A 21,255-nucleotide genomic window follows, 5' to 3' on the forward strand; every position below is an offset into this window, starting at 1 on the left:
GGGCAAGCCCGCGCTGGCCGGTTTTCTCAGCTGAGATTGTCGAGTTTCGTCTGGAGCGCGCGCAACTGTTCCTTCAGCTCGTCGAGGTCCTTGGGCTCCGCCTTGCGGGTCTCCTTCGGCGGCGTCGCATTGGCGAAGGGCGAGAACATCTTCATCGCCTGCTGGAACATTTCCGTGTTGCGCCGCGTCGTCTCCTCGATCAGCGCCATCGGCACCTGCAGGTTCTTGCCGAGCGGCGTATCTCCAAACGTCTTGTTGATCTGTTCGCGCATCTGCGACTGCTGCTCGGTGAAGGCCTGCATGGAGTGCTCGAGATAGCTCGGCACCACCATCTGCATCTGATCGCCATAATAGGAGATCAACTGACGGAGGAACGAGATGGGCAAAAGCGTGTTGCCGGTCTTCGATTCCTGCTCGAAAATGATCTGCGTCAGTACGGAATGGGTGATGTCCTCGCCGGATTTGGCATCCTGCACGATGAATTCCTCGCCCTTCTTCACCATGACCGCGAGATCGTCCAGCGTCACATAGGTGCTCGTGCCCGTGTTGTAGAGCCGCCGGTTCGCATATTTCTTGATGACGATCTGACCGTCGTTCCTGGCCATTAGGGTCTCCTCATCCCCGTATTTCCATTTCTTTTTTGGTCCTCGCGAGTATCGGCAAAAAGACGCGCGCTGACAATCGAATTGTGCGATGCGGCGAGCAATGCTGCGCAACATGGATTTTCATGCTGCACGCCGCTTCCATGAAATTTTAGCGGCGCCGGATATCCCGTTTGACTCTCCCCCTCCGCTTTGCCAGTTTTGATTTCGGGAGAACCGCCACGCTCGCGCCGTTCGTGCGCCGGGCCTGGTTCCAAGGCCGACCGCAAGGTTGTCAGAACTGAGGAAGCACATATGAGCACCCCATCCATCGTCATCGCCAGCGCCGGCCGCACCGCGGTCGGATCCTTCAATGGAGCCTTCGCCAACACGCCTGCCCATGAGCTCGGGGCGACGGTCATTTCGGCGGTTCTGGAGCGCGCGGGCGTGGCAGCGGGCGAGGTGAACGAGGTGATCCTCGGCCAGGTCCTGCCGGCCGGTGAAGGCCAGAACCCGGCCCGCCAGGCTGCCATGAAGGCCGGCATTCCGCAGGAAGCGACCGCGTGGGGCATGAACCAGCTCTGCGGTTCGGGTCTGCGCGCCGTCGCGCTCGGCATGCAGCAGATCGCCACGGGCGATGCCGGCATCATCGTTGCCGGCGGCATGGAATCCATGTCGATGGCGCCGCATTGCGCGCATCTGCGCGGCGGCGTGAAGATGGGCGATTTCAAGATGATCGACACGATGATCAAGGACGGCCTGACCGACGCCTTCTACGGCTACCACATGGGCATCACCGCCGAAAACGTCGCCAGGCAGTGGCAGCTTTCGCGCGACGAGCAGGACGTCTTCGCCGTCGCCTCGCAGAACAAGGCCGAGGCCGCGCAGAAGGAAGGCCGCTTCAAGGACGAGATCGTTCCCTTCATCGTCAAGGGCCGCAAGGGTGACGTCAGCGTCGATGCCGACGAGTATATCCGTCATGGGGCGACGCTCGAATCGATGGCCAAGCTTCGCCCCGCCTTCGACAAGGAAGGCACCGTGACCGCCGCCAACGCCTCCGGCCTCAACGACGGCGCCGCTGCCGCGCTCCTGATGAGCGAAGCGGAAGCCGCGCGCCGTGGCATCCAGCCGCTCGCCCGCATCGTCTCCTGGGCAACGGCCGGCGTCGACCCGAAGATCATGGGCACCGGCCCGATCCCGGCCTCCCGCAAGGCGCTCGAGCGCGCCGGCTGGAAAATCGGCGATCTCGATCTTGTGGAAGCCAACGAAGCCTTCGCGGCCCAGGCCTGCGCGGTCAACAAGGACCTTGGCTGGGATCCGTCCATCGTCAATGTCAACGGCGGCGCCATTGCCATTGGTCACCCGATCGGCGCGTCGGGCGCCCGCATCCTCAACACGCTGCTCTTCGAAATGAAGCGCCGCGGCGCAAAGAAGGGCCTTGCCACGCTTTGCATCGGCGGCGGCATGGGCGTGGCGATGTGCGTTGAGAGCATGTAAGCATCAGCTTACGGGCTGCTTTGCCATGACCTGCCGCCGGCAGGGCGACGGGTCGACTCAAAAACAGTTCTAGGGGAGTGAGCCACATGAGCAGGGTAGCATTGGTAACGGGTGGGTCGCGGGGCATCGGCGCTGCCATTTCGGTAGCGCTGAAGGCGGCCGGCTACAAGGTGGCTGCAAGTTATGCCGGCAATGACGATGCCGCGAACGCCTTCAAGGCGGAGACCGGCATTCCGGTCTACAAATGGGATGTCGCGAGCTACGAGGCCTGCGTCGAAGGCATCGGCAAGGTCGAGGCCGACCTCGGCCCGGTGGACATCCTCGTCAACAATGCGGGTATCACCAAGGATGCGATGTTCCACAAGATGACGCCGGAGCAGTGGGGCGCGGTCATCAACACCAACCTCACCGGCCTCTTCAACATGACCCATCCGGTCTGGACCGGCATGCGCGACCGCAGCTTCGGCCGCGTCATCAACATTTCCTCGATCAACGGCCAGAAGGGCCAGATGGGCCAGGCGAACTATTCCGCCGCCAAGGCCGGTGACCTCGGCTTCACCAAGGCGCTCGCCCAGGAAGGCGCCGCAAAGGGCATTACGGTCAACGCCATATGCCCCGGCTATATCGGTACGGAAATGGTGCGCGCCATCCCGGAAAAGGTGCTGAACGAGCGGATCATCCCGCAGATCCCCGTCGGCCGCCTCGGCGAGCCGGACGAGATCGCCCGCATCGTCGTCTTCCTCGCTTCCGACGACGCCGGCTTCATCACCGGCTCGACCATCTCGGCGAATGGCGGCCAGTTCTTCGTCTGACCGGCCTTTCGGCAAACGGAACACGGCGCCTTCGGGCGCCGTTTTCTATGGTAGAGTGCGGAGAAGGAGACGACGCCATGAAACAGGAAAAGCTCGACGACGCGGCGATCGCCGAAGCGCTGGCAAGTCTTGACGGCTGGGCCCGATCGGAAGACGGCATCGCCATCGAGAGGAAATTCAAGTTCGCATCGTTCCGCGAGGCGTTCGGTTTCATGACCGAGGGGGCGCTCGCAGCGGAAAAATTCAACCATCACCCTGAATGGTTCAACGTCTACAACCGCGTCGAGGTGCGGTTGACGAACCATGATGCGGGCGGACTGACGGAGCTGGACTTCAAGCTGGCGACCGCAATGGACAAGGCGGCGGCTCTGCGCACGAAGAGTTGAAGACCCGTGAAGCCGTTCCCATATGTTTCGCGCCGGGTTTTTCCGGCATCGCCACCTGAAGGAGGCCATGCATGGATGACGTGAAGATCGGCGAGATCCTTCTGCCGGGAGATGAGGACGAGCAGGAGCGTCAGGAGGGCCGCGTGAAGAAGCGGTTCTGGCCGGTCCTCAAGCGTGCAATGCGGCAGGTGCCGTTCTCCCGCGATCTCGTCGCCGCCTACTATTGCGCCCTGGATTCCCGCACGCCGACCAAGGTTCGCGGCATCCTGCTCGCTGCGCTCGCCTATTTCGTGCTGCCGCTCGACGGCGTACCCGATTTCTTCGCTCTCGTCGGCTTTTCCGACGACATCGCCGTGTTGACGGCCGCCTTCGCCGCCATCCGCGGACATATCCGCGAAGACCACTATGTGGCTGCAGACAAGGCTCTTGCGGACGAGCCGGACGCACAGCCGGCTGGCTGAGCCTCCCGCTGCAGCCCTTGCCGTTCTCGACCCAAGGGCGAGAAGTCAAATTCTTGCCCTATTCCTTATGCCTTAAATGGCTTCGACAGGTTCAATCTCACCACATGGGGACTGGGCACGCCCGCCGTTCTCGGCACTTCCCGCAAAAAGGCTCGGCAGCTTTGCATGCGGAGTTGTGCCGACGAAGAACGACAGTGTCTTTGCGAATGGCAAAAACACCTGAAAGGCAGCGGCGTGTTTCGACGCAAATTTGTCCCGGTGCGGCGCGGAAGACCTTAGTAAAATGCGTGCATGTTGACGGTTTGGTAACCTGAATTAAGTCAAAATAAATCAAATCGTCATCATGCGTGGCCGACACCGGCATCGAAGGCGCCGCCTTCGGCCGGGCAATCACTGGCAAGACAACCGGCAGGAAAACATGTTCGTAAGAAAGCTCGCAACCGCACTCGCCCTCGTCGTCGTGACCGCAGGCGTTGCCTCGGCCCAGTCGCCGACGCGCATTCAGCAGTTCAATGCCTGGGGCGCCTATTCCTACCAGGCGAACGGTGGCAAGGTCTGCTACGTGCTGTCGGTGCCGAAGGAAAAGAACCCGGCCGGCGTAGACCACGGCGACGTGTTCTTCCTCGTCTCGCAGCGCCCGGGCCAGAACATCAGCTACGAACCGCAGGCGATGATGGGCTATCCGCTGCAGGAAGCCTCCAAGGTCAACGTCGTCATCGACGGCCGCACCTTCGTGATGTTCACCAAGGGCAACTCGGCCTGGGTGGAGAACGCCGCCGAAGAGCCGGCCCTCGTCGCCGCCATGAAGGGCGGCAAGGACATGCGGGTCGAGGCGAAATCCCGCCGTGGCACGGGCACGTCCTACTCCTACTCGCTGTCCGGCATTTCCGCGGCGCTGAAGCAGATCGAAAGCTGCCGCTGAGTCTCGAGGCGGATAGAAACCGAAAAGGCCGGCGCCCTCGCCGGCCTTTTCGTTTGCACAACCGGGCGGGCAGGTGACTTTGCGCCGGAACAGTGCTAAAGGGCCGGCAACTGGGCCTTGCGCCGCATCGAGCGGCACCGGCAGGCCCGCAATGAACTTCTGTCGAGCATGGACCGCTTGTGGCGCAAAAGCCTGCGCCGGCGTGCCCTGTTCTTGAGGATGACCCGATGGCTGCAAGCATGGACTTTCTCAACACGGCCGAGCCCGTCAAGGCGCCGGCCATCCGCACCCTTCCCGCCGCCGAAAAGCCGTCGCTGATCGGCCTCACACGCGAGGAGATGGGCCGGGCGCTCGTCGAAAAAGGCGTCAACGAGCGCCAGGTGAAGATGCGCGTCAGCCAGCTCTGGCACTGGCTCTATGTACGCGGCGTCTCCGATTTCGACGACATGACCAATGTCTCCAAGGACATGCGCGAAATGCTGAAGACGCATTTCACCATTGCCCGTCCCGAGATCGTCGACGAGCAGATTTCCAGCGATGGCACACGCAAGTGGCTCTTGCGCTTTCCCCCGCGCGGTGCAGGCCGGCCGGTGGAGATCGAAACCGTCTACATTCCCGAGGAAGGCCGCGGCACGCTCTGCATTTCCAGCCAGGTCGGCTGCACGCTCACCTGCTCCTTCTGTCATACCGGCACGCAGAAGCTGGTGCGCAACCTGACATCGGAGGAAATTCTCTCGCAGTTGCTACTCGCCCGCGACCGGCTGGGCGACTTCCCGGACCGTGACACGCCGGCCGGCGCCATCGTTCCGGCGGAAGGCCGCAAGGTCTCCAACATCGTCATGATGGGTATGGGCGAGCCGCTCTACAATTTCGAAAGCGTCAAGACCGCGCTGCTGATCGCCACCGACGGCGACGGCCTGTCGCTCTCCAAGCGCCGGGTGACGCTGTCGACCTCGGGCATCGTGCCGGAAATCTATCGCACCGGCTCGGAAATCGGCGTCATGCTGGCGATTTCGCTGCATGCCGTGCGCGACGACCTGCGCGACATGCTGGTGCCGATCAACAAGAAGTACCCGCTGAAGGAGCTGCTCGACGCCTGCCGCGCCTATCCGAGCCTGTCGAATGCCCGGCGCATCACCTTCGAATATGTGATGCTGAAGGACGTCAACGACACGCTGGAGGACGCCAAACTGCTGATCCAGCTGCTGAAGGGCATTCCTGCGAAGATCAACCTCATCCCCTTCAACCCCTGGCCGGGCACCAACTACCAGTGTTCCGACTGGGAGCAGATCGAGCGCTTTGCCGACTTCATCAACCAGGCCGGTTATGCTTCGCCGATCCGCACCCCGCGCGGCCGCGACATCCTCGCTGCCTGCGGCCAGCTGAAATCGGAATCCGAGCGTATGCGCAAGGTCGATCGCATGGCGTTCGAGGCGATGATGATCGTCGGGCACGGCGAGGACGACTGAAAGCCGTCCCGCCGCGGCTTCCTATCAGAAATTGTGATTGATGAAGCCGATTCCGAGAATTGATTTGAAGGCCCGTTTTGCCTAGAAACAGCCTAAAATCATTCTAGGGAGACCATCCATGCGCCACCTTCTGCTTGCTTTCGCGGCAACGCTCGCGATTACGCTGCCGGCCAAGGCCGAAGAGGTCACGGTTGCCGTGACCGCCATCGTCGAACATCCGGCGCTCGACGCTGCCCGCGACGGCGTGAAGGAAGCGCTGGCAGCGGCCGGCTACAAGGAAGGCGAGAACCTGAAGTTCCTCTACGAATCGGCGCAGGGCAACCCCGCGACGGCCGCCCAGATCGCCCGCCAGTTCGCCGGCGAAGATCCAAGCGTCATCGTGCCGATCTCCACGCCGTCCGCGCAGGCCGTCGTTTCCGCGACGAAGGACATTCCGGTCGTCTTCACTGCCGTGTCCGACCCGCTCGGTGCGCAGCTCGTCACCAACATGGACAAGCCCGGCGGCAACGTCACCGGTCTTTCGGACCTGTCGCCGGTTGCCGAGCATATCGCGCTGCTCAAGGAAATCCTGCCGAACGCCAAGACGATCGGCTATCTCTACAATTCGGGCGAAGCCAATTCCGTGTCGCTGCTCGCCGTGCTGAAGGTTGAAGCCGAGAAGGCCGGTCTGACGGTCGTCGAGTCCGCCGCCACCAAGTCCGCCGAAGTGCAGGGCGCCGCCCGTGCGCTCGTCGGCCGTGCCGATGCGATCTACATCCCGACGGACAACACGATCATCTCCGCCCTCGAAGGCGCGGTCGCCGTCGCCGAAGAAGCCAAGCTCCCGCTTTTCACCGCCGACACGGATTCCGTCTCGCGCGGCGCCATCGCAGCCCTCGGCTTCAACTACAAGGACGTCGGCAAGCAGACGGGCGAAATCGTCGTGCGTATCCTCAAGGGTGAGAACCCGGGCGACATCGCCGTAAAGGTTGCCGCCGGCACCGACCTCGTCGTCAACAAGGGCGCCGCCGCCAAGATGGGCGTCACGCTGCCGGAAGCTCTCGTCGGCCGCGCCACCCGCGTGATCGAATAATCCCCGGACGTTCCGGACATTTCCAATCGGAATCAACCGCTGCCGGATCGCCCGGCAGCGGTTGATCTGTTAAGAAGACCCCTCCCGCAGAACCCGCGGGAAATGGGTGAAGAGAGAAAGCCAAGAGCCGTGAGCCTGATTGCCTTCTGGGGTGCCGTCGAACTGGGGCTGGTCTATGCCTTCGTCGCGATCGGCGTTTACCTTGCCTTCCGCGTGCTGGATTTCCCCGACCTGACGGTGGACGGCTCGTTTCCGCTCGGCGCCGCCGTCGCGGCCGTACTGATCATTGCAGGCGTCAACCCGTGGATCGCGGCCCTGGTCGCCATGATGGCGGGCGCCGTTGCCGGCCTCGTCACGGCGATGCTGAACGTGCGCTTCCGCATCCTCAACCTGCTCGCCTCGATCCTCACCATGATTGCGCTCTTCTCGGTGAACCTGCGCGTCATGGGCAAGCCGAACGTCGCGCTGATCAATGCCGATACGATGATCAGTCCGTTCTTCGGCCTCGGCCTTCGGGATTTCTATGTCCGCCCGCTCTTCGTCGGCATCCTGGTCGTCATCGCCGTCGTGCTGGTCTGGCGCTTCCTGGAAAGCGATGCAGGCCTCTCGATGCGCGCGACCGGGGCCAATGCCCGCATGGCCCGCGCCCAGGGCGTCGACACCAACCGGCAGATCTATCTCGGCATCGCGCTGTCCAACGCGCTGGTGGCGCTCGGCGGCGCGCTCTTTGCCCAGACGAACGGTTTTGCCGATGTCACCTCAGGCGTCGGCACCATCGTTGTCGGCCTTGCCGCCGTCATCATCGGCGAGACGCTGTTCGGCACGAGGGGCATCCTCATGGCGCTGATCGGCTGCGTGCTCGGCTCGATCCTCTACCGCATCGCCATCCAGCTGGCGCTCTCCTCGGATGTGCTCGGCCTCCAAGCCTCCGACCTCAACTTCGTGACGGCCCTGCTCGTCACCGTGGCGCTCGTCCTGCCGCGCCTTCGCCGCGGGGGAGCCGCCTGATGATCTCCGTTTCCGATATCAAGGTCGTCTTCGGCAAGGGCACACCGCTGCAGAAACAGGCGCTGAACGGCGTCAGCCTCACCATCGAGGAAGGCCAGTTCGTTACCGTCATCGGTTCGAACGGCGCCGGCAAGTCGACCCTGCTCGGCGTTCTCGCCGGCGATGTCATCGCCACAGAAGGCCAGGTCAGGATCGGCACGACGGACGTGACCCGCCAGGGCACCGCCGCCCGCGCCGGCCGCGTCGCGCGCGTGTTCCAGGACCCGCTGACGGGCAGCTGCGGCGCCCTCTCCATCGAGGAAAACCTTGCGCTTGCCGCCCGCCGCGGCGAACGGCGCGGGCTTGCCTCCGCGCTCGGTCCGCAGCGCCGCACGGTCTTCCGCGAGCGCATCGCCGAGCTCAATCTCGGCCTCGAAAACCGTATGCGCGATCGCATGGACCTGCTCTCCGGCGGCCAGCGCCAGGCAGTCTCCCTCGTCATGGCGACGCTCGCCGGCTCCGACGTGCTGCTGCTCGACGAGCACACCGCAGCACTCGATCCCGGCATGGCCGAGTTCATCATGAACCTCACGCAGAAAATCGTCTCCGAGCGCAAGCTGACCACGCTCATGGTGACGCATTCCATGCGGCAGGCGCTGGACTACGGCCATCGCACCGTCATGCTGCATGGTGGCGAGATCGTGCTCGATGTCGCCGGCGACAGCCGCAAGACGCTGCAGGTCGAGGACCTCATCGCCATGTTCCGCAAGATGCGTGGCCAGACGCTGGACGACGATGCGCTGTTGATCGGCTGAGGCGCCAACAAAGCGCCCGATTCTCTCCGCAGCTTGCTGCATCGGAGAAGGAGGCGTTCATGCTGTTTCGTCGCGCGCTGCTTGCAGGCGGCCTGGTTTCGGGCGCCGCCTTCGTTTTACCGGCAAGCTTGCGGGCGCAGCCGGCCGAAGACGACGCACAAAAACTCGTAGCAGCGGCACGGCAGCAGATCGGCGTGACGCTGACCTATGATCCCGCCTATTCCCGGCTGGACTATCCCGGCGGCGACGTGCCGCGGGCGCGGGGCGTCTGCACCGATGTCATCGTGCGCGCCTATCGCGACGGCCTTGCCATCGATCTCCAGGTTCTCGTGCACGAGGACATGCGCAGGGCCTTTTCTGCCTATCCGCCACTCTGGGGCCTGAAACGCACCGACCGCAACATCGACCATCGCCGTGTGCCGAATCTGCAGGCCTTCCTCAAGCGGCAGGGTGCCGCCCTGCCGGTCAGCAAGGACGGCGCGGACTACCGGCCGGGCGATATCGTCTCGCAGATGCTGCCGGGCAACCTGCCGCATATCGGCATCGTGGCGGACGCCCGCAGCGCTGACGGCGCACGCCCCCTCCTTGTGCACAATATCGGCGCCGGCGCGCGGCTGGAGGATGTGCTCTTCGCCTACCCCCTCACCGGACACTACCGCTACCGTGTGTGACCCCGCTCAGCGCGCCTGCGTGAACAGGATTTTTGCCGCGAAGACGGAGAAGACGCCGGCAAAGGTGTAGTCGATGCCGCGCAGCACCCTGGGATTCTGCTGGAGCCAGGACGCGAGCTTGTCGGCGGCGAGGATCACCAGGATGTTCACGGGAATGCCGACGACGATGAAGAACAGGCCGAGGAAGATCAGCTTGCCGGTGATATCGGGATCACCCGCGCTGATGAACTGCGGCAGGAAGGTCATGAAGAAGATGATGACCTTCGGGTTCAGGAGGTTCACCCAGAAGCCGCTGGAAATATTGGCAAGCGCCGTGCCGCGCGGCCCAGCCGTCGCCTTGACCGAGAGGTTGGAGCCGTAGCGAATCGCCTGGATGGCAAGCCACAGGAGATAGGCGGCGCCACCGGTTTTCAGGATCAGGAAGGCGGTCGGCGACGCCGTGATGAGGGCGGAGATGCCGAAGGCAACCAGCAACGTGTGCACGACGATGCCGAGGCTCGTGCCCGCCACGACGAAGAGCGCCGGTCCGCGCCCCTGCGAAAGCGCACGGCTGATCGACAGCGTCATGTCGGGGCCGGGCGTCATCGCAAGGAGCAGGCTGGCGGCCGCAAAGGCGAGAAGCGTCGGAAGGGTGGGCAGAAAGTCCATGGCAAAGCCCTGAAAGCCGGTGAGGATGGAAACCTCTAATCCGGCTTCCCGGAAAATGCCAATCAAAGTCTATGATGCGCTGTTACAGCGGATTTCCGCGCACTTGTCTCCCTCATCATCGGACCTCACCCGACTGTGGTGGAGTGCTCGCAGCAGGGCCTGCGGCATCACGCCCCTTCGACGAAAGCCCGGAACTTCCCGGAAAAGTCCCTGTGCCAGCGCGAGAGCGGCGGGCGGTTCTCGATGACGTCGCCGATCGCCCAGGCCATGCGGCGCTCGTCGAGCGCCCGCGGCACATCGTTGTCAGGGCACAGGATGTAGAAATCGCCGCGCTCCAGACTGTCCATCATGAAATCGACGGTCTGCGCCGGCGTCCAGGCGGCATCCGGCTTTTCCGTGCGGTCCCCCTTCGTCAACTCGGTGAAGACGAAGCCTGGGATCAGGAGATGGGCGGAGAGTTTTGCGCCCGCCGTGTTGCGCAACTCGTGCTGGAGCGCCTCGGTGAAGACCTTCACGCCCGCCTTGGAGACATTGTAGGCGGGATTGCCGGGCGGCGTGGTGATGCCCTGCTTGGAGCCGGTATTGATGATGAGGCCCGCCTCGCCATGGGCCAGCATGTTCGGGCCGAAGACCTGCGTGCCGTGGATGACGCCCATCAGGTTGACGGCGAGGATATGGTCCCAGTTGGCCTCCGCGCTGAAGATGGAGGTGTCCGGCTGGATGCCGGCATTGTTCATCAGCACATGGACACGGCCGAAGCGTTGCAGCACGGCGCGCTCCAGCGCCTCCAGCTCATGCCGGTGCGCGACGTCCGTCTCCACGGCCATGACATTCGCCTCGCCGGCGATAGCTTCGAGTTCGGCGCGCGCCTCGCCCAGCCGGTCGGCATTGAGGTCGGCGATGGCAATGCTCATGCCCGCCTCGGCAAAGCGCCGCGCGGCGGCAAGGCCGATGCCGGCACCGCCGCCCGTGATGACGGCGACATTGGCTTCCTTGATGATGTCTCGAAGGGTCGTCATGGTTTCGCCTCCTTCCATGGGTTCGCTGCGGCGAATATGGGTCGCCATCCGGCCCTGTCAAATCCGCCTGCACGCCACCCTGCATCAGCGCGCGCCCTTGCGTCACGCGCCAATCTCGCTAAAAGTGCCGCGATACCGGGCCTCCGCGGGTTTGCCGCGCCCCTCCATGCAACGGACCTCATCACCATGGCATCATATAAAGACGTGAAGAAAGTCGTGCTGGCCTATTCGGGCGGCCTCGACACCTCGATCATCCTGAAATGGCTCCAGACCGAACTCAACGCTGAGGTCGTCACCTTCACCGCCGATCTCGGCCAGGGCGAAGAGCTGGAGCCGGCGCGCAAGAAGGCCGAGATGCTCGGCATCAAGGAGATCTTCATCGAGGACGTGCGCGAAGAATTCGTGCGCGATTTCGTCTTTCCGATGTTCCGCGCCAATGCGGTCTATGAAGGCGTCTATCTGCTCGGCACCTCGATCGCCCGTCCGCTGATCTCCAAGCACCTGATCGAGATCGCCGCCAAGACCGGCGCCGACGCCATCGCCCACGGCGCGACCGGCAAGGGCAACGACCAGGTCCGTTTCGAGCTCTCCGCCTATGCGCTGAACCCCGACATCAAGATCATCGCACCCTGGCGCGACTGGGCGTTCAAGAGCCGCACGCACCTTCTGGAGTTCGCCGAGCAGCACCAGATCCCGGTTGCGAAAGACAAGAAGGGTGAAGCCCCCTTCTCGGTCGACGCGAACCTCCTGCACTCCTCTTCAGAGGGCAAGGTGCTGGAAGATCCGGCCGTCGAAGCGCCGGAATATGTGCATATGCGCACCATCTCGCCGGAATCGGCGCCCGACAAGGCGACCGTCATCAAGGTCGGCTTCGAGCGCGGCGATGCCGTCTCCATCAACGGCGTGCGCATGTCGCCGGCAACGCTGCTTGCAACCCTCAACAATTACGGCCGCGACAACGGGATCGGCCGTCTCGACCTTGTCGAAAACCGCTTCGTCGGCATGAAGTCGCGCGGCGTCTACGAGACGCCCGGCGGCACGATCCTGCTTGCCGCGCACCGCGCCATCGAGAGCATCACGCTCGATCGCGGCGCCGCGCATCTCAAGGACGAGCTGATGCCGCGTTACGCCGAGCTGATCTACTACGGCTTCTGGTTCTCGCCGGAGCGCGAAATGCTGCAGGCGCTGATCGACAGGAGCCAGGAACATGTCGAGGGCGAAGTGACGCTCAAGCTCTACAAGGGCAATGTCATGGTCATCGGCCGCGAGTCGGACAAGTCGCTCTATTCCGACAAGCTGGTCACCTTCGAGGACGACCAGGGCGCCTACGACCAGAAGGACGCCGCCGGCTTCATCAAGCTGAACGCGCTGCGCCTGCGCACGCTCGCCGCCCGCAAGCGCCGCGGCTGATCGCCTGATCACCGTCAGACAAGAGGCCCGCTGCCGTTCTCGGCAGCGGGCCTTTTCGTGTCCGGTGACTGTTTATTCCGCCGGCTCGGCGGCAAGCTGCGCATCACGGCTGCAGATCGCGCGATACCAGACATAGGACAGGATCGCCATCAGACCCATGGCCGGGATGATCGTGCCGAAGGCGAAAAGCGGCATGCCGATGGCCGCGGCCAGCAGGCCCGCAAGGAAGCCGGCCCCCATCTGGATAAAGCCCATGGCGGCGGAAGCAGAGCCAGCGATCTCGGGGAAGGGTTCCATCGCCGCCGTCATCATGTAGGGCATGACGAAGGCGATACCGAAGGCGTAGATGCCGACCGGCCCCATGACACTGAGGAAGCTCGGCGTCACCAGATGCGAGGCGAGCGCGATCAGGATGCTCGCAATGCCGATGAAACACAGGCCTGGCAGGACGATCCGGGCAGGGGCGACCTTGCGCATCAAAAGGCGCACGCAGACCGTGCCGGCAAAGAAGAAACCCGACTGCATGAGCATGCCGACACCGAATTCCGTCGGCGTCAGGCCAACCGTACCGATCAGGACGAAGGGCAGCATGGTCGCCTGGCCGTAGAGCGCCCCGACGGCGCCGGCCATGACAAGCGTGGCGGAAACGAAACGGCGGCTCGTGGCAAGCGCTGCATAGCCCGCAAGGATCGGACCGACGCGGCCCTTCGCCGGATCCGGCACCGTGGTCTCGGCCATGCAGACATAGACAGCACCGCAGGCCGCCAACGCAAAGCCTACCATCAGGAAAAAGATCGACTGCCAGCCGAACACGCCGAGCGCAAAGCCGCCGAGGGTCGGCGAAACGGCCGGGCCGATGGCGAGCATCATGCCGACCATGTTCATGATGCGGGCGGCCTCGGTCCCGGTAAACTGATCGCGCACGATCGCGCGCGAGACCGTCATGCCGACCGATGCACCGATGCCCTGCACGAGGCGGCCGGCCAGCAGAACACCAACGCTCGGCGCGAAGGCCGCCATCAGGCTGCCGGCGAGATAGACCGTCATGAAGATCAGCGTGGTCTTCCGCCGGCCGAGCACGTCCGACATCGTACCTGAAACGAGCTGCGACAGCGCGAAACCGGCAAAATAGAGCGACAACGTCAGCTTGATCGCCGATTCCGTCGACGAGAAGGCGCGCACCAGCTCGGGCATGGCCGGGGTGTAGAGCGCCATGGAAACGGGGCCGAGCGCAACGAGGAAGGCGGCGATGATGCTGGTGCGGCGCTCGCTCATGCGCGCCGTCGTCATCGGCCGGCTTCCTTTGCCAGCGCCGGCGCGGCACTGTCTTCCTCAAGGGCGCACAGGTTCGCGCGCAGCCGCTTCAGCCGGTCGCGCATCAGCTCCAGCTCCTCCGGACCGATGCCGCTGGTCACATGCTCCATCAGCTCGATCTGCTCGGTGCGGATACTTGCGATGAGAGCGCCAGCGGTCGGCGTGGTAAAGATCAGCTTGGCCCGGCGATCGGCCGGATCGGGGCGGCGCTCGATGAGGCCGAGGCTCTGCAGGCGGTCGAGATAGGTCGAAAGCGTCATCGGCTCGATGCCCATGCGCTGGGCGATATCGAACTGGCGGCTGCCCTCCAGCGTGGCGATTCGCACGAGGGTCCGCGCCTCGCCCGGCGTGAGGCCGAGACCGGCGGTGGCAATGCGGCGCTCGAAGGCGCTACGCAGCATGCGGGCAACGTCGATGAGGACGAAACCGAGGGCGTCGGGATCGGGACGAGGGGACATGTTCACTTTCTGGCTTATTGTAAGGGGAGCTTACTATGCATTGCAGGAAGGAACAACCACCAAGCCACGACTGCCACGCATGGCTGCCTTGCGAACGGCAGAACATGCCGGAAAAACACGGATGAAATCAAAAAGAATAATCAAGAAATCAATTGGATAGCCGTATATCACGACCTACTATTCCACACCGTCATGGCTGCCTTGCTTCCCGCTCGACACTCCCGGCTCTATGATGGAAGGACAACACGCAGCAGGCCGCGGGCATGGCTGACCTTGCCGGGGGTAGCAACGACGCTAGCCGTCCATCCCGGGAAAGCGGATCGTCACGCGGAGGCCACGCCCGTTCGCGCCGCTGTCCAGCGTCATCGTCGCATCGAACAGCGCGGCGATTTCCTCCACGATAGGCAGGCCAAGACCCATGCCCGGCGCATCACGATGCTCGCCACGGGAAAAGCGCTGGCGCACGAGGCCGCGGCGCTCGGGAGGAATACCGGGGCCGTTGTCCTCCACATCGAGAAGCACCGTGCCCGCGGTGCGCCGGACGCGCACCGTTACCTCTGCCTCCTTGCCGGCATAGGCGATGGCGTTTTCCAGGAGATTGCGCAGAAGCTCTCCGAAAAGCAGCGGCTCGGCGCGAGCGAAGGCGGGCCCATCTCCCTCGAAGCCGAGATCGATGCCGGCCTCGGCAGCCGTGGGTACGCGGTCGGCGGTAAGCTGCTGGGCAAGCGCAGCGATATCGACGGGTGCCGGCTTCTGCGGCTCGTTGGACCCGGCAGCATCGATCTTGGCCATCAGCAGCAGCTGGGCAAGGATGCGCTCGGCATGGGCAACCCCAGCATCGCCCTTGCGGGCGGCCTCCTGCGCTTCCTCCAGCGTGCCGGCGCGGCTCGCCAGCGCGAGCTGGGTGCGGATGATGGCGAGCGGCGTACGCAGCTGGTGGCTGGCATTGCCGGAAAAGTGGCGGAGAGCATCGAGCGCCGACTGCAGGCGCACCATGAAGGAATTCACGGTATCGACGAGGCCCTGCACCTCACTCGGCACGCGCTGCTCGATGGGGTGCAGATCGTTCGGGCTGCGCTCGGCAATGGCATCGCTGAGCCTGTAGAGCGGACGCAGCGACACGGTAACGGCGATCCAGACGATGAGAGCGGCGCCCGCGATCATCATGGCAAGACGCAGCGCCGAGCGTAGCAGGATCGTCTGGGTCAGCTGCCGGCGGGCAATGGTTGTCTCGGCAACCGTCACCGCGAAGGGCACGGAATTGATGCCGGTCGATGCCGAGCGCTGCAGGACGGCAATGCGGATCGGCTCGCCGCGGAAGGTCGCATCCGCAAAACCGATCGACTGGCCGGCCGTCGGCGCGATCGTCGGCAGGGTCTGGTAGCCGGTGATGAACCGGCCGGGCGGCCCGTCGACGCGATAGAACACCCGGTCCTGCGCGGCCGACGTCAGCATCTCCAGCGCGACATAGGGAATATCCACCTCGAGCGTGCCGTGCTCCGTCACCACCACCCGCTCGGCAATCGCCAGCGCCGAGCCCGCCAGCACACGATCGGAAACCTCGTTCGCCGTCTTGACGGCCTCGTGGTAGGTGTCGAAGAGCGCCACCGTGCCGATCACCGCCGTGGAGACGAGCAGCCAGAGCAGCAGGCGACGGCGCAGCGATGAGGCCGGAAGGAGCGTCAAGCGACGGGCGCCTTGTCGAGATAGTAGCCGATGCCGCGCGCGGTGCGCACGGTCAGCCCGTGCGGTGCCAACCGCTTGCGAAGCCGGCTGACATATTGCTCGATGGCATTGGCCGAGAGGTCGTCGTCGAAGGCCGCGAGCGACTGCATGATCGCCTCCTTGGCAACCACCTTGCCGGCGCGCATGAAGAGGATTTCGAGCAGGCCGAGTTCGCGCGCGGGAATGTCGAGCGGTGCGCCGTCAGCGGAAAAGCTGCGCGAATTGAGATCCAGCACGACGCCGCCGAAGGTGATCGCCGCCGAGCGAAGCCCCGCCTGCCGGCGCAGCAACATGCGCACGCGCGCTTCGAATTCGGAGATATCGAAGGGCTTGATCATATAGTCGTCGGCGCCGAGATCGAGACCGCGCACCCGCTCCTCCGGCGCGCCGCGAGCGGTGAGAATCAGGACGGCCGCCTTGCTCCGGCGGGCCCGCATGGCGCGGAGCACGTCGAGACCGTCCATTTCCGGCAGTGTCAGGTCGAGGATGACGAGATCGAAGCTCTCCGACGCGATGGCGGCATCGGCGGAAGCGCCGTCGCGCACGACGTCCACCGCATGCCCGGTGCCCTTCAGGATGGCGGACAGGCCGTCCGCCAGGGCTTCGTTGTCCTCGACCAGCAGAATGCGCACGTCTTTCTCCTTCCGCCGCGAACTTAACGGCGGGCGGCGCACTTGTGAACGGCCTCGCGCTTTGGCAAGGTCGCGCCATGCGTCTTGTCCTCATTCTTCTTGCGCTCCTGGCAGCGCCCCTGCCCGCATTTTCCGAGCCGACCTTCTTTCCGGCGCGCAACGGCAATGCCGACGCCCCCGTGCTTGTCGTCTATTCTTCGCTGGACGAACCGCTCGCCCGGCCGATGATCAAGGGCTTCCAGGAGGCCAACCAGGATGTGGCGCTGCGCTACGACGAGATGCTGACCGGCGAGGTCTACGACCGCATCGTGCGCGAGACCGATGCCGGAGAGAAAACGGCCGATTTCGCCTTCTCCTCGGCCATGGACCTTCAGGTCAAGCTCAGCAATGACGGTTATGCCCAGCGCAGCGACCTGCCGATGAGCGACCGCTGGCCGGCCTGGGCCAACTGGCGCAACACCGCCTATGCGCTGACCTTCGAGCCCGCCGTCTTCGTCTACCACAAGCCGAGCTTCAAGGGCGAGAAGCCGCCGGCCTCGCGCGCGGAATTCGTCGGTTACCTCAAGCGGCAGGGCGAGAAGGTCTATGGCCGCATCGGCACCTACGACATCGAGCGCTCCGGCGTCGGCTTCCTCTTCATGGCCCGCGACCAGGAGCAGTTCGGGGACATCTGGACGGTGATCCAGGCGATGGGCGCGGCGGGGGTCAAGCTCTATTCCACCAGCTCGGCCATTCTGGAACGCGTCGCCGACGGGCGTTTCGTGCTTGGCTACAACATTCTCGGTTCCTATGCCGCGGACTGGGCCTCGCGGCATCCCGATGTCGGCATCGTGCTGCCGAAGGACTACACCGTCGTCATGTCGCGAATCGGCCTCGTGCCGCAGGCCGCCGCCAACCCCGAACTCGGCCGGCGCTATCTTGCCTTCTTCATGTCGAAGGAGGGCCAGACGATCATGGCCCGCGAACTCCAGATCGCCGCCGTCAGCCCCGAGGTGTCGGGCTCGAACACCGCGCGCACGATGAGCGCGCTGCTCGGCGCGCAGCTCAAGCCCGTGCCGGTCAGTCCGGGCCTGATGGTCTATCTCGACCAGGTGAAGCGGGCCCGGCTGATCGCCCGCTGGAACGAGGTTCTGCGCACCCAGTAGCGCAAGGCGCTTCCATGCGGCAGCGCAATGTCAGGTAGATGTCAGCTTCCTGTGGTGCTTTTGGGCTCTTCATCGTCCGTGGAGGCGGACGGAAGACCGGGAGGAGAATTCTGCCGATATCGCCCGCGGACACAAAGTTCGCGCCGCCACCGGCCGCCCCATCCTCTCGCCAGAAGCAACGATGCGCGCAAAGCCGCGCCTGACGGAGGATACACTCTTGAAACATTTCTTCCTGGCATCCCTCATCGCCGGCGCCATGGCGCTTCCGGCGTTTGCTGCCGACTATTCGATCATCGCCCCGGCCGGCCCGGGCGGCGGCTGGGACCAGACGGCCCGTTCGCTGCAGACCGTCCTGCAGGACGAGAAGATTTCCGGCAGCGTGCAGGTGGTGAACGTTCCGGGCGCCGGCGGCACGATCGGCCTCGCCCAGTTCGCCAGCCAGAACAACGGCAACCCGAACGCTCTCATCGTCGGCGGTTACGTCATGGTCGGCGCGATCCTCACCAACCAGTCGCCGGTAACCCTCAAGGACGTGACGCCGATCGCCCGCCTGACCGGCGAATATGAAGCGATCGTCGTTCCGGCCGCTTCGCCGATCCAGACCATGGATGACCTCGTGAAGGCCCTGAAGGCCGATCCGGGCGCGGTTTCCTGGGCTGGCGGCTCGGCCGGCGGTACCGACCACATCACGGCCGGCCTGATCGCCAAGGCAGCCGGCGTCGATCCGACCAAGATCAACTATGTCGCCTATTCCGGCGGCGGCGAGGCGCTTGCCGCGATTCTCGGCAACCAGGTGACGGCCGGCATCTCCGGCTATGGTGAGTTCGAGGCCCAGGTGAAGGCCGGTACGCTCCGCCTCATCGCCATCTCCAGCGCCGAGCGCATCGAAGGCATCGACGCCCCGACCATCAAGGAAGGCGGTCTCGACGTCGTGGTCCAGAACTGGCGCATGGTCGCCGCGGCCCCGGGCCTTTCGGCCGAACAGGTGGCGGCGATCAACGCCGACATCGAGAAGGTCGTGACCTCCGCCGCCTGGAAGGACACCCTGAAGACCAAGGGCTGGCAGGACACCTATCTTGCCGGTGACGCCTTCAAGGAACAGCTCGACAAGGATGTCGCCGCAACGGAAAGCATCCTCAAGGACATCGGGCTCGTCAAATGAGCGAGGTCTCCTCCTCCAACGAAAGGCGCCGCCCCGACCGGGCGGCGCTGGTCATCGCCCCCGTTCTTTTCGTCCTTGCCGCCGTGATCTGGTGGGATGCCGGGCGTCTTGCGGAGATGAGCAACTATTCCCGCATCGGCCCTGCCACCGTGCCGCATGTCGTTGCCATCGGTCTTGCCCTGCTCGCCGTCTGGACGGGCTTCGAAGCCTGGCGCGGCGACTTCCCGGAACGCGAGCCGATCGAGGTCAAGCCGGTCGTCCTTATCGTGGCGGGCCTTGCCGGGCAGATGCTGTTGCTCAAGACCGCAGGCTTCTCCATTGCGACGGGCGTGCTCTTCGCGCTGACCGCCTTCGGTTTCGGCCGGCGCAAGCTCTGGATTTCGTTGCCAATAGGCATCGCCTTCAGCTTCGTCGTCTACATCATCTTCGGCCGTTTCCTGCAGCTCTCGCTGCCCGCCGGGCCGCTGGAACACCTGTTCTTCTGAGGAGCTGACGATGGGTACATTCGAATTCCTGCTGCAGGGCATCGCCATCGCCGCCCAGCCGATGAACCTGCTCTATGCGCTGATCGGCGTGACGCTCGGCACCGCCGTCGGCGTTCTGCCCGGTATCGGCCCGGCCCTCACCGTCGCGCTGCTTCTGCCAGTCACCTACAAGCTCGATCCGGCCGGCTCGCTCATCATGTTCGCCGGCATCTACTACGGCGGCATGTATGGCGGCTCGACCACCTCGATCCTGCTCAACACGCCGGGCGAAAGCGCCTCGGTCGTCACCGCTCTCGAGGGTAACAAGATGGCCCGCGCCGGCCGCGGCGGACCGGCGCTCGCGACGGCGGCGATCGGCTCGTTCGTCGCCGGCCTCATCGCCACGCTCTGTCTCGCCTTCATCGCACCCTTCGTGGTCAAGTTCGCGCTTTCCTTCGGCCCGCGGGAATATTTCGCGCTGATGGTGCTCGCCTTCGTCACCGTCTCGGCGGCCTTTGGCGATTCGACGCTGCGAGGCCTGACCGCCCTCTTCATCGGCCTCGGCCTTGCCGTCATCGGCATCGACCAGCAGACCGGTCAGGCGCGGCTTTCCTTCGGCATTCCGGATCTGCTCGACGGCATCGAGGTGACGACGCTCGCCGTCGCCATGTTCGCCATCGGCGAGACGCTCTACGTCGCCTGCCAGGGTGACCGCATTCCCGACAAGGTCGAGGCGGTGAAGGGCTCCGTCTGGATGAGTGCGCAGGACTGGGCCCGCTCGTGGAAACCTTGGCTGCGCGGCACATTCATCGGCTTCCCGATCGGCGCAATGCCGGCCGGCGGTGCCGATATCGCCAGCTTCCTGTCCTATTCGACGGAAAAGCAGTTCTCCAAGCACAAGGACGAGTTCGGCAAGGGCGCCATCGAGGGCGTAGCTGGTCCGGAAGCGGCGAACAACGCCTCTGCCGCCGGCACGCTGGTGCCGCTGCTCTCGCTCGGCCTGCCGACCACGGCGACCGCCGCGATCATGCTTGCCGGCTTCCAGCAATACGGCCTGCAGCCCGGCCCGCTGCTGTTCGCGACCAATCCGCAGCTCGTCTGGGGCCTGATCGCCAGCCTGCTCATCGCCAATTTCATGCTGCTGGTGCTGAACCTGCCGCTGATCGGCCTCTGGGTGAAGCTTCTGACGATCCCCAAGCCCTGGCTCTATGCCGGCATCCTGCTCTTCGCAACGCTCGGCACGATCGGCGCCAACCCCTCGGTCTTCGAACTCGGCATGCTGCTGACCTTCGGCCTGCTCGGCTTTGCCATGCGGATCTTCGGCTATCCGATCGCACCCGTCGTCGTCGGCCTCATCCTCGGGCCCATGGCAGAGCAGCAGCTGCGTCGCGCACTGGCGATCAGCCAGGGCGATGTCTCCGCGCTCTTCCTGTCGCCGATCGCCGCCGTACTCTTCGTGCTCGCCATTCTCGCCGTCGTCGTGCCGCTCATCCTGCGCGCCCGCGGCAAGGGCGAAGTGCTCTCGCAGTTTGCGGTCAACGAAGACTAGGACCTATCAACGGTCCCTCCCAAGACCGAAAAGAATGCAGGCCGGAAACGCCCGTT

The 21,255-nt window shown here is 64.5% G+C and carries 22 protein-coding genes; 15 read left to right on the forward strand and 7 right to left on the reverse strand.

Annotation, left to right across the window (positions count from 1 at the left end):
- Positions 1-26: 26 nt before the first annotated feature.
- Entirely contained in the window at positions 27-605 is a 579-nt protein-coding gene (phaR, locus tag AKG11_RS26660; protein ID WP_050746107.1) for a polyhydroxyalkanoate synthesis repressor PhaR, read from the reverse strand.
- A gap of 291 nt (positions 606-896) precedes the next feature.
- On the opposite strand from phaR, the gene AKG11_RS26665 reads away from it, so the two are divergent.
- The 10 genes from AKG11_RS26665 to AKG11_RS26710 all read left to right on the forward strand — a co-directional run bounded on the left by AKG11_RS26665 (position 897) and on the right by AKG11_RS26710 (position 9,673).
- Positions 897-2,078: an acetyl-CoA C-acetyltransferase gene (locus AKG11_RS26665; protein ID WP_050746108.1), complete on the forward strand. Its 1,182-nt coding sequence runs from the start codon at positions 897-899 to the stop codon at positions 2,076-2,078.
- A gap of 86 nt (positions 2,079-2,164) precedes the next feature.
- A complete protein-coding gene (locus AKG11_RS26670) occupies positions 2,165-2,890 on the forward strand; it encodes a beta-ketoacyl-ACP reductase (protein WP_023511985.1) in 726 nt (241 codons plus the stop codon).
- Between the two features lie 77 nt (positions 2,891-2,967).
- The gene (locus AKG11_RS26675; protein WP_023511984.1) at positions 2,968-3,276 is read left to right on the forward strand and encodes a 4a-hydroxytetrahydrobiopterin dehydratase; all 309 of its coding nucleotides are present in this window, start codon (positions 2,968-2,970) and stop codon (positions 3,274-3,276) included.
- A 71-nt stretch (positions 3,277-3,347) separates the two neighbouring features.
- A complete protein-coding gene (locus AKG11_RS26680) occupies positions 3,348-3,737 on the forward strand; it encodes a YkvA family protein (RefSeq protein ID WP_023511983.1) in 390 nt (129 codons plus the stop codon).
- Positions 3,738-4,155: 418 nt separating this feature from the next.
- Entirely contained in the window at positions 4,156-4,659 is a 504-nt protein-coding gene (locus AKG11_RS26685; RefSeq protein WP_024271256.1) for an invasion associated locus B family protein, read from the forward strand.
- Between the two features lie 239 nt (positions 4,660-4,898).
- Complete coding sequence (gene rlmN, locus AKG11_RS26690; RefSeq protein ID WP_050746124.1) at positions 4,899-6,128, forward strand: dual-specificity RNA methyltransferase RlmN; 1,230 nt, start codon at positions 4,899-4,901, stop codon at positions 6,126-6,128.
- 118 nt (positions 6,129-6,246) lie between these two features.
- A complete protein-coding gene (locus AKG11_RS26695; RefSeq protein WP_050746109.1) occupies positions 6,247-7,200 on the forward strand; it encodes an ABC transporter substrate-binding protein in 954 nt (317 codons plus the stop codon).
- A gap of 129 nt (positions 7,201-7,329) precedes the next feature.
- Positions 7,330-8,208: an ABC transporter permease gene (locus tag AKG11_RS26700; RefSeq protein ID WP_024271255.1), complete on the forward strand. Its 879-nt coding sequence runs from the start codon at positions 7,330-7,332 to the stop codon at positions 8,206-8,208.
- Positions 8,208-9,002, forward strand: coding sequence for an ABC transporter ATP-binding protein (locus tag AKG11_RS26705; protein ID WP_023511978.1), 795 nt, complete (start codon positions 8,208-8,210; stop codon positions 9,000-9,002). Before AKG11_RS26700 ends, AKG11_RS26705 begins: the two co-directional genes overlap by 1 nt.
- 59 nt (positions 9,003-9,061) lie before the next feature.
- Positions 9,062-9,673, forward strand: a complete 612-nt coding sequence (locus AKG11_RS26710; protein ID WP_050746110.1) for a DUF1287 domain-containing protein — start codon at positions 9,062-9,064, stop codon at positions 9,671-9,673.
- A 6-nt stretch (positions 9,674-9,679) separates the two neighbouring features.
- On the opposite strand, the gene AKG11_RS26715 is transcribed toward AKG11_RS26710, so the two are convergent.
- Complete coding sequence (locus AKG11_RS26715; protein ID WP_023511976.1) at positions 9,680-10,321, reverse strand: LysE family translocator; 642 nt, start codon at positions 10,319-10,321, stop codon at positions 9,680-9,682.
- A 167-nt stretch (positions 10,322-10,488) separates the two neighbouring features.
- Positions 10,489-11,340, reverse strand: coding sequence for an SDR family NAD(P)-dependent oxidoreductase (locus tag AKG11_RS26720; protein ID WP_050746125.1), 852 nt, complete (start codon positions 11,338-11,340; stop codon positions 10,489-10,491).
- 186 nt (positions 11,341-11,526) lie between these two features.
- Between AKG11_RS26720 and AKG11_RS26725 the strand changes: the two genes are divergently transcribed.
- The gene (locus AKG11_RS26725; protein WP_024271254.1) at positions 11,527-12,750 is read left to right on the forward strand and encodes an argininosuccinate synthase; all 1,224 of its coding nucleotides are present in this window, start codon (positions 11,527-11,529) and stop codon (positions 12,748-12,750) included.
- A gap of 72 nt (positions 12,751-12,822) precedes the next feature.
- On the opposite strand, the gene AKG11_RS26730 is transcribed toward AKG11_RS26725, so the two are convergent.
- The 4 genes from AKG11_RS26730 to AKG11_RS26745 all read right to left on the reverse strand — a co-directional run bounded on the left by AKG11_RS26730 (position 12,823) and on the right by AKG11_RS26745 (position 16,879).
- On the reverse strand, positions 12,823-14,040 hold the full coding sequence (locus tag AKG11_RS26730; protein WP_023517326.1) for a multidrug effflux MFS transporter: 1,218 nt from the start codon (positions 14,038-14,040) through the stop codon (positions 12,823-12,825).
- Positions 14,037-14,522, reverse strand: a complete 486-nt coding sequence (locus tag AKG11_RS26735; protein ID WP_023517325.1) for a MarR family winged helix-turn-helix transcriptional regulator — start codon at positions 14,520-14,522, stop codon at positions 14,037-14,039. Before AKG11_RS26735 ends, AKG11_RS26730 begins: the two co-directional genes overlap by 4 nt.
- Positions 14,523-14,816: 294 nt before the next feature.
- Entirely contained in the window at positions 14,817-16,208 is a 1,392-nt protein-coding gene (locus AKG11_RS26740) for a sensor histidine kinase (protein ID WP_050746111.1), read from the reverse strand.
- Positions 16,205-16,879: a response regulator gene (locus AKG11_RS26745; RefSeq protein WP_023514786.1), complete on the reverse strand. Its 675-nt coding sequence runs from the start codon at positions 16,877-16,879 to the stop codon at positions 16,205-16,207. The genes AKG11_RS26740 and AKG11_RS26745 overlap by 4 nt, the downstream gene beginning before the upstream one ends.
- Before the next feature lie 77 nt (positions 16,880-16,956).
- On the opposite strand from AKG11_RS26745, the gene AKG11_RS26750 reads away from it, so the two are divergent.
- The 4 genes from AKG11_RS26750 (at position 16,957) to AKG11_RS26765 (ending at position 21,199) form a co-directional block, all read left to right on the forward strand.
- Positions 16,957-18,024: an ABC transporter substrate-binding protein gene (locus AKG11_RS26750; RefSeq protein WP_050746112.1), complete on the forward strand. Its 1,068-nt coding sequence runs from the start codon at positions 16,957-16,959 to the stop codon at positions 18,022-18,024.
- Between the two features lie 217 nt (positions 18,025-18,241).
- Entirely contained in the window at positions 18,242-19,186 is a 945-nt protein-coding gene (locus AKG11_RS26755; protein WP_037405777.1) for a Bug family tripartite tricarboxylate transporter substrate binding protein, read from the forward strand.
- The gene (locus AKG11_RS26760; protein WP_050746113.1) at positions 19,183-19,671 is read left to right on the forward strand and encodes a tripartite tricarboxylate transporter TctB family protein; all 489 of its coding nucleotides are present in this window, start codon (positions 19,183-19,185) and stop codon (positions 19,669-19,671) included. The genes AKG11_RS26755 and AKG11_RS26760 overlap by 4 nt, the downstream gene beginning before the upstream one ends.
- A gap of 10 nt (positions 19,672-19,681) precedes the next feature.
- Entirely contained in the window at positions 19,682-21,199 is a 1,518-nt protein-coding gene (locus tag AKG11_RS26765; RefSeq protein ID WP_050746114.1) for a tripartite tricarboxylate transporter permease, read from the forward strand.
- The last annotated feature ends 56 nt before the right edge of the window (positions 21,200-21,255 follow it).

Source organism: Shinella sp. SUS2, from assembly GCF_001262505.1.
Lineage (GTDB): Bacteria > Pseudomonadota > Alphaproteobacteria > Rhizobiales > Rhizobiaceae > Shinella.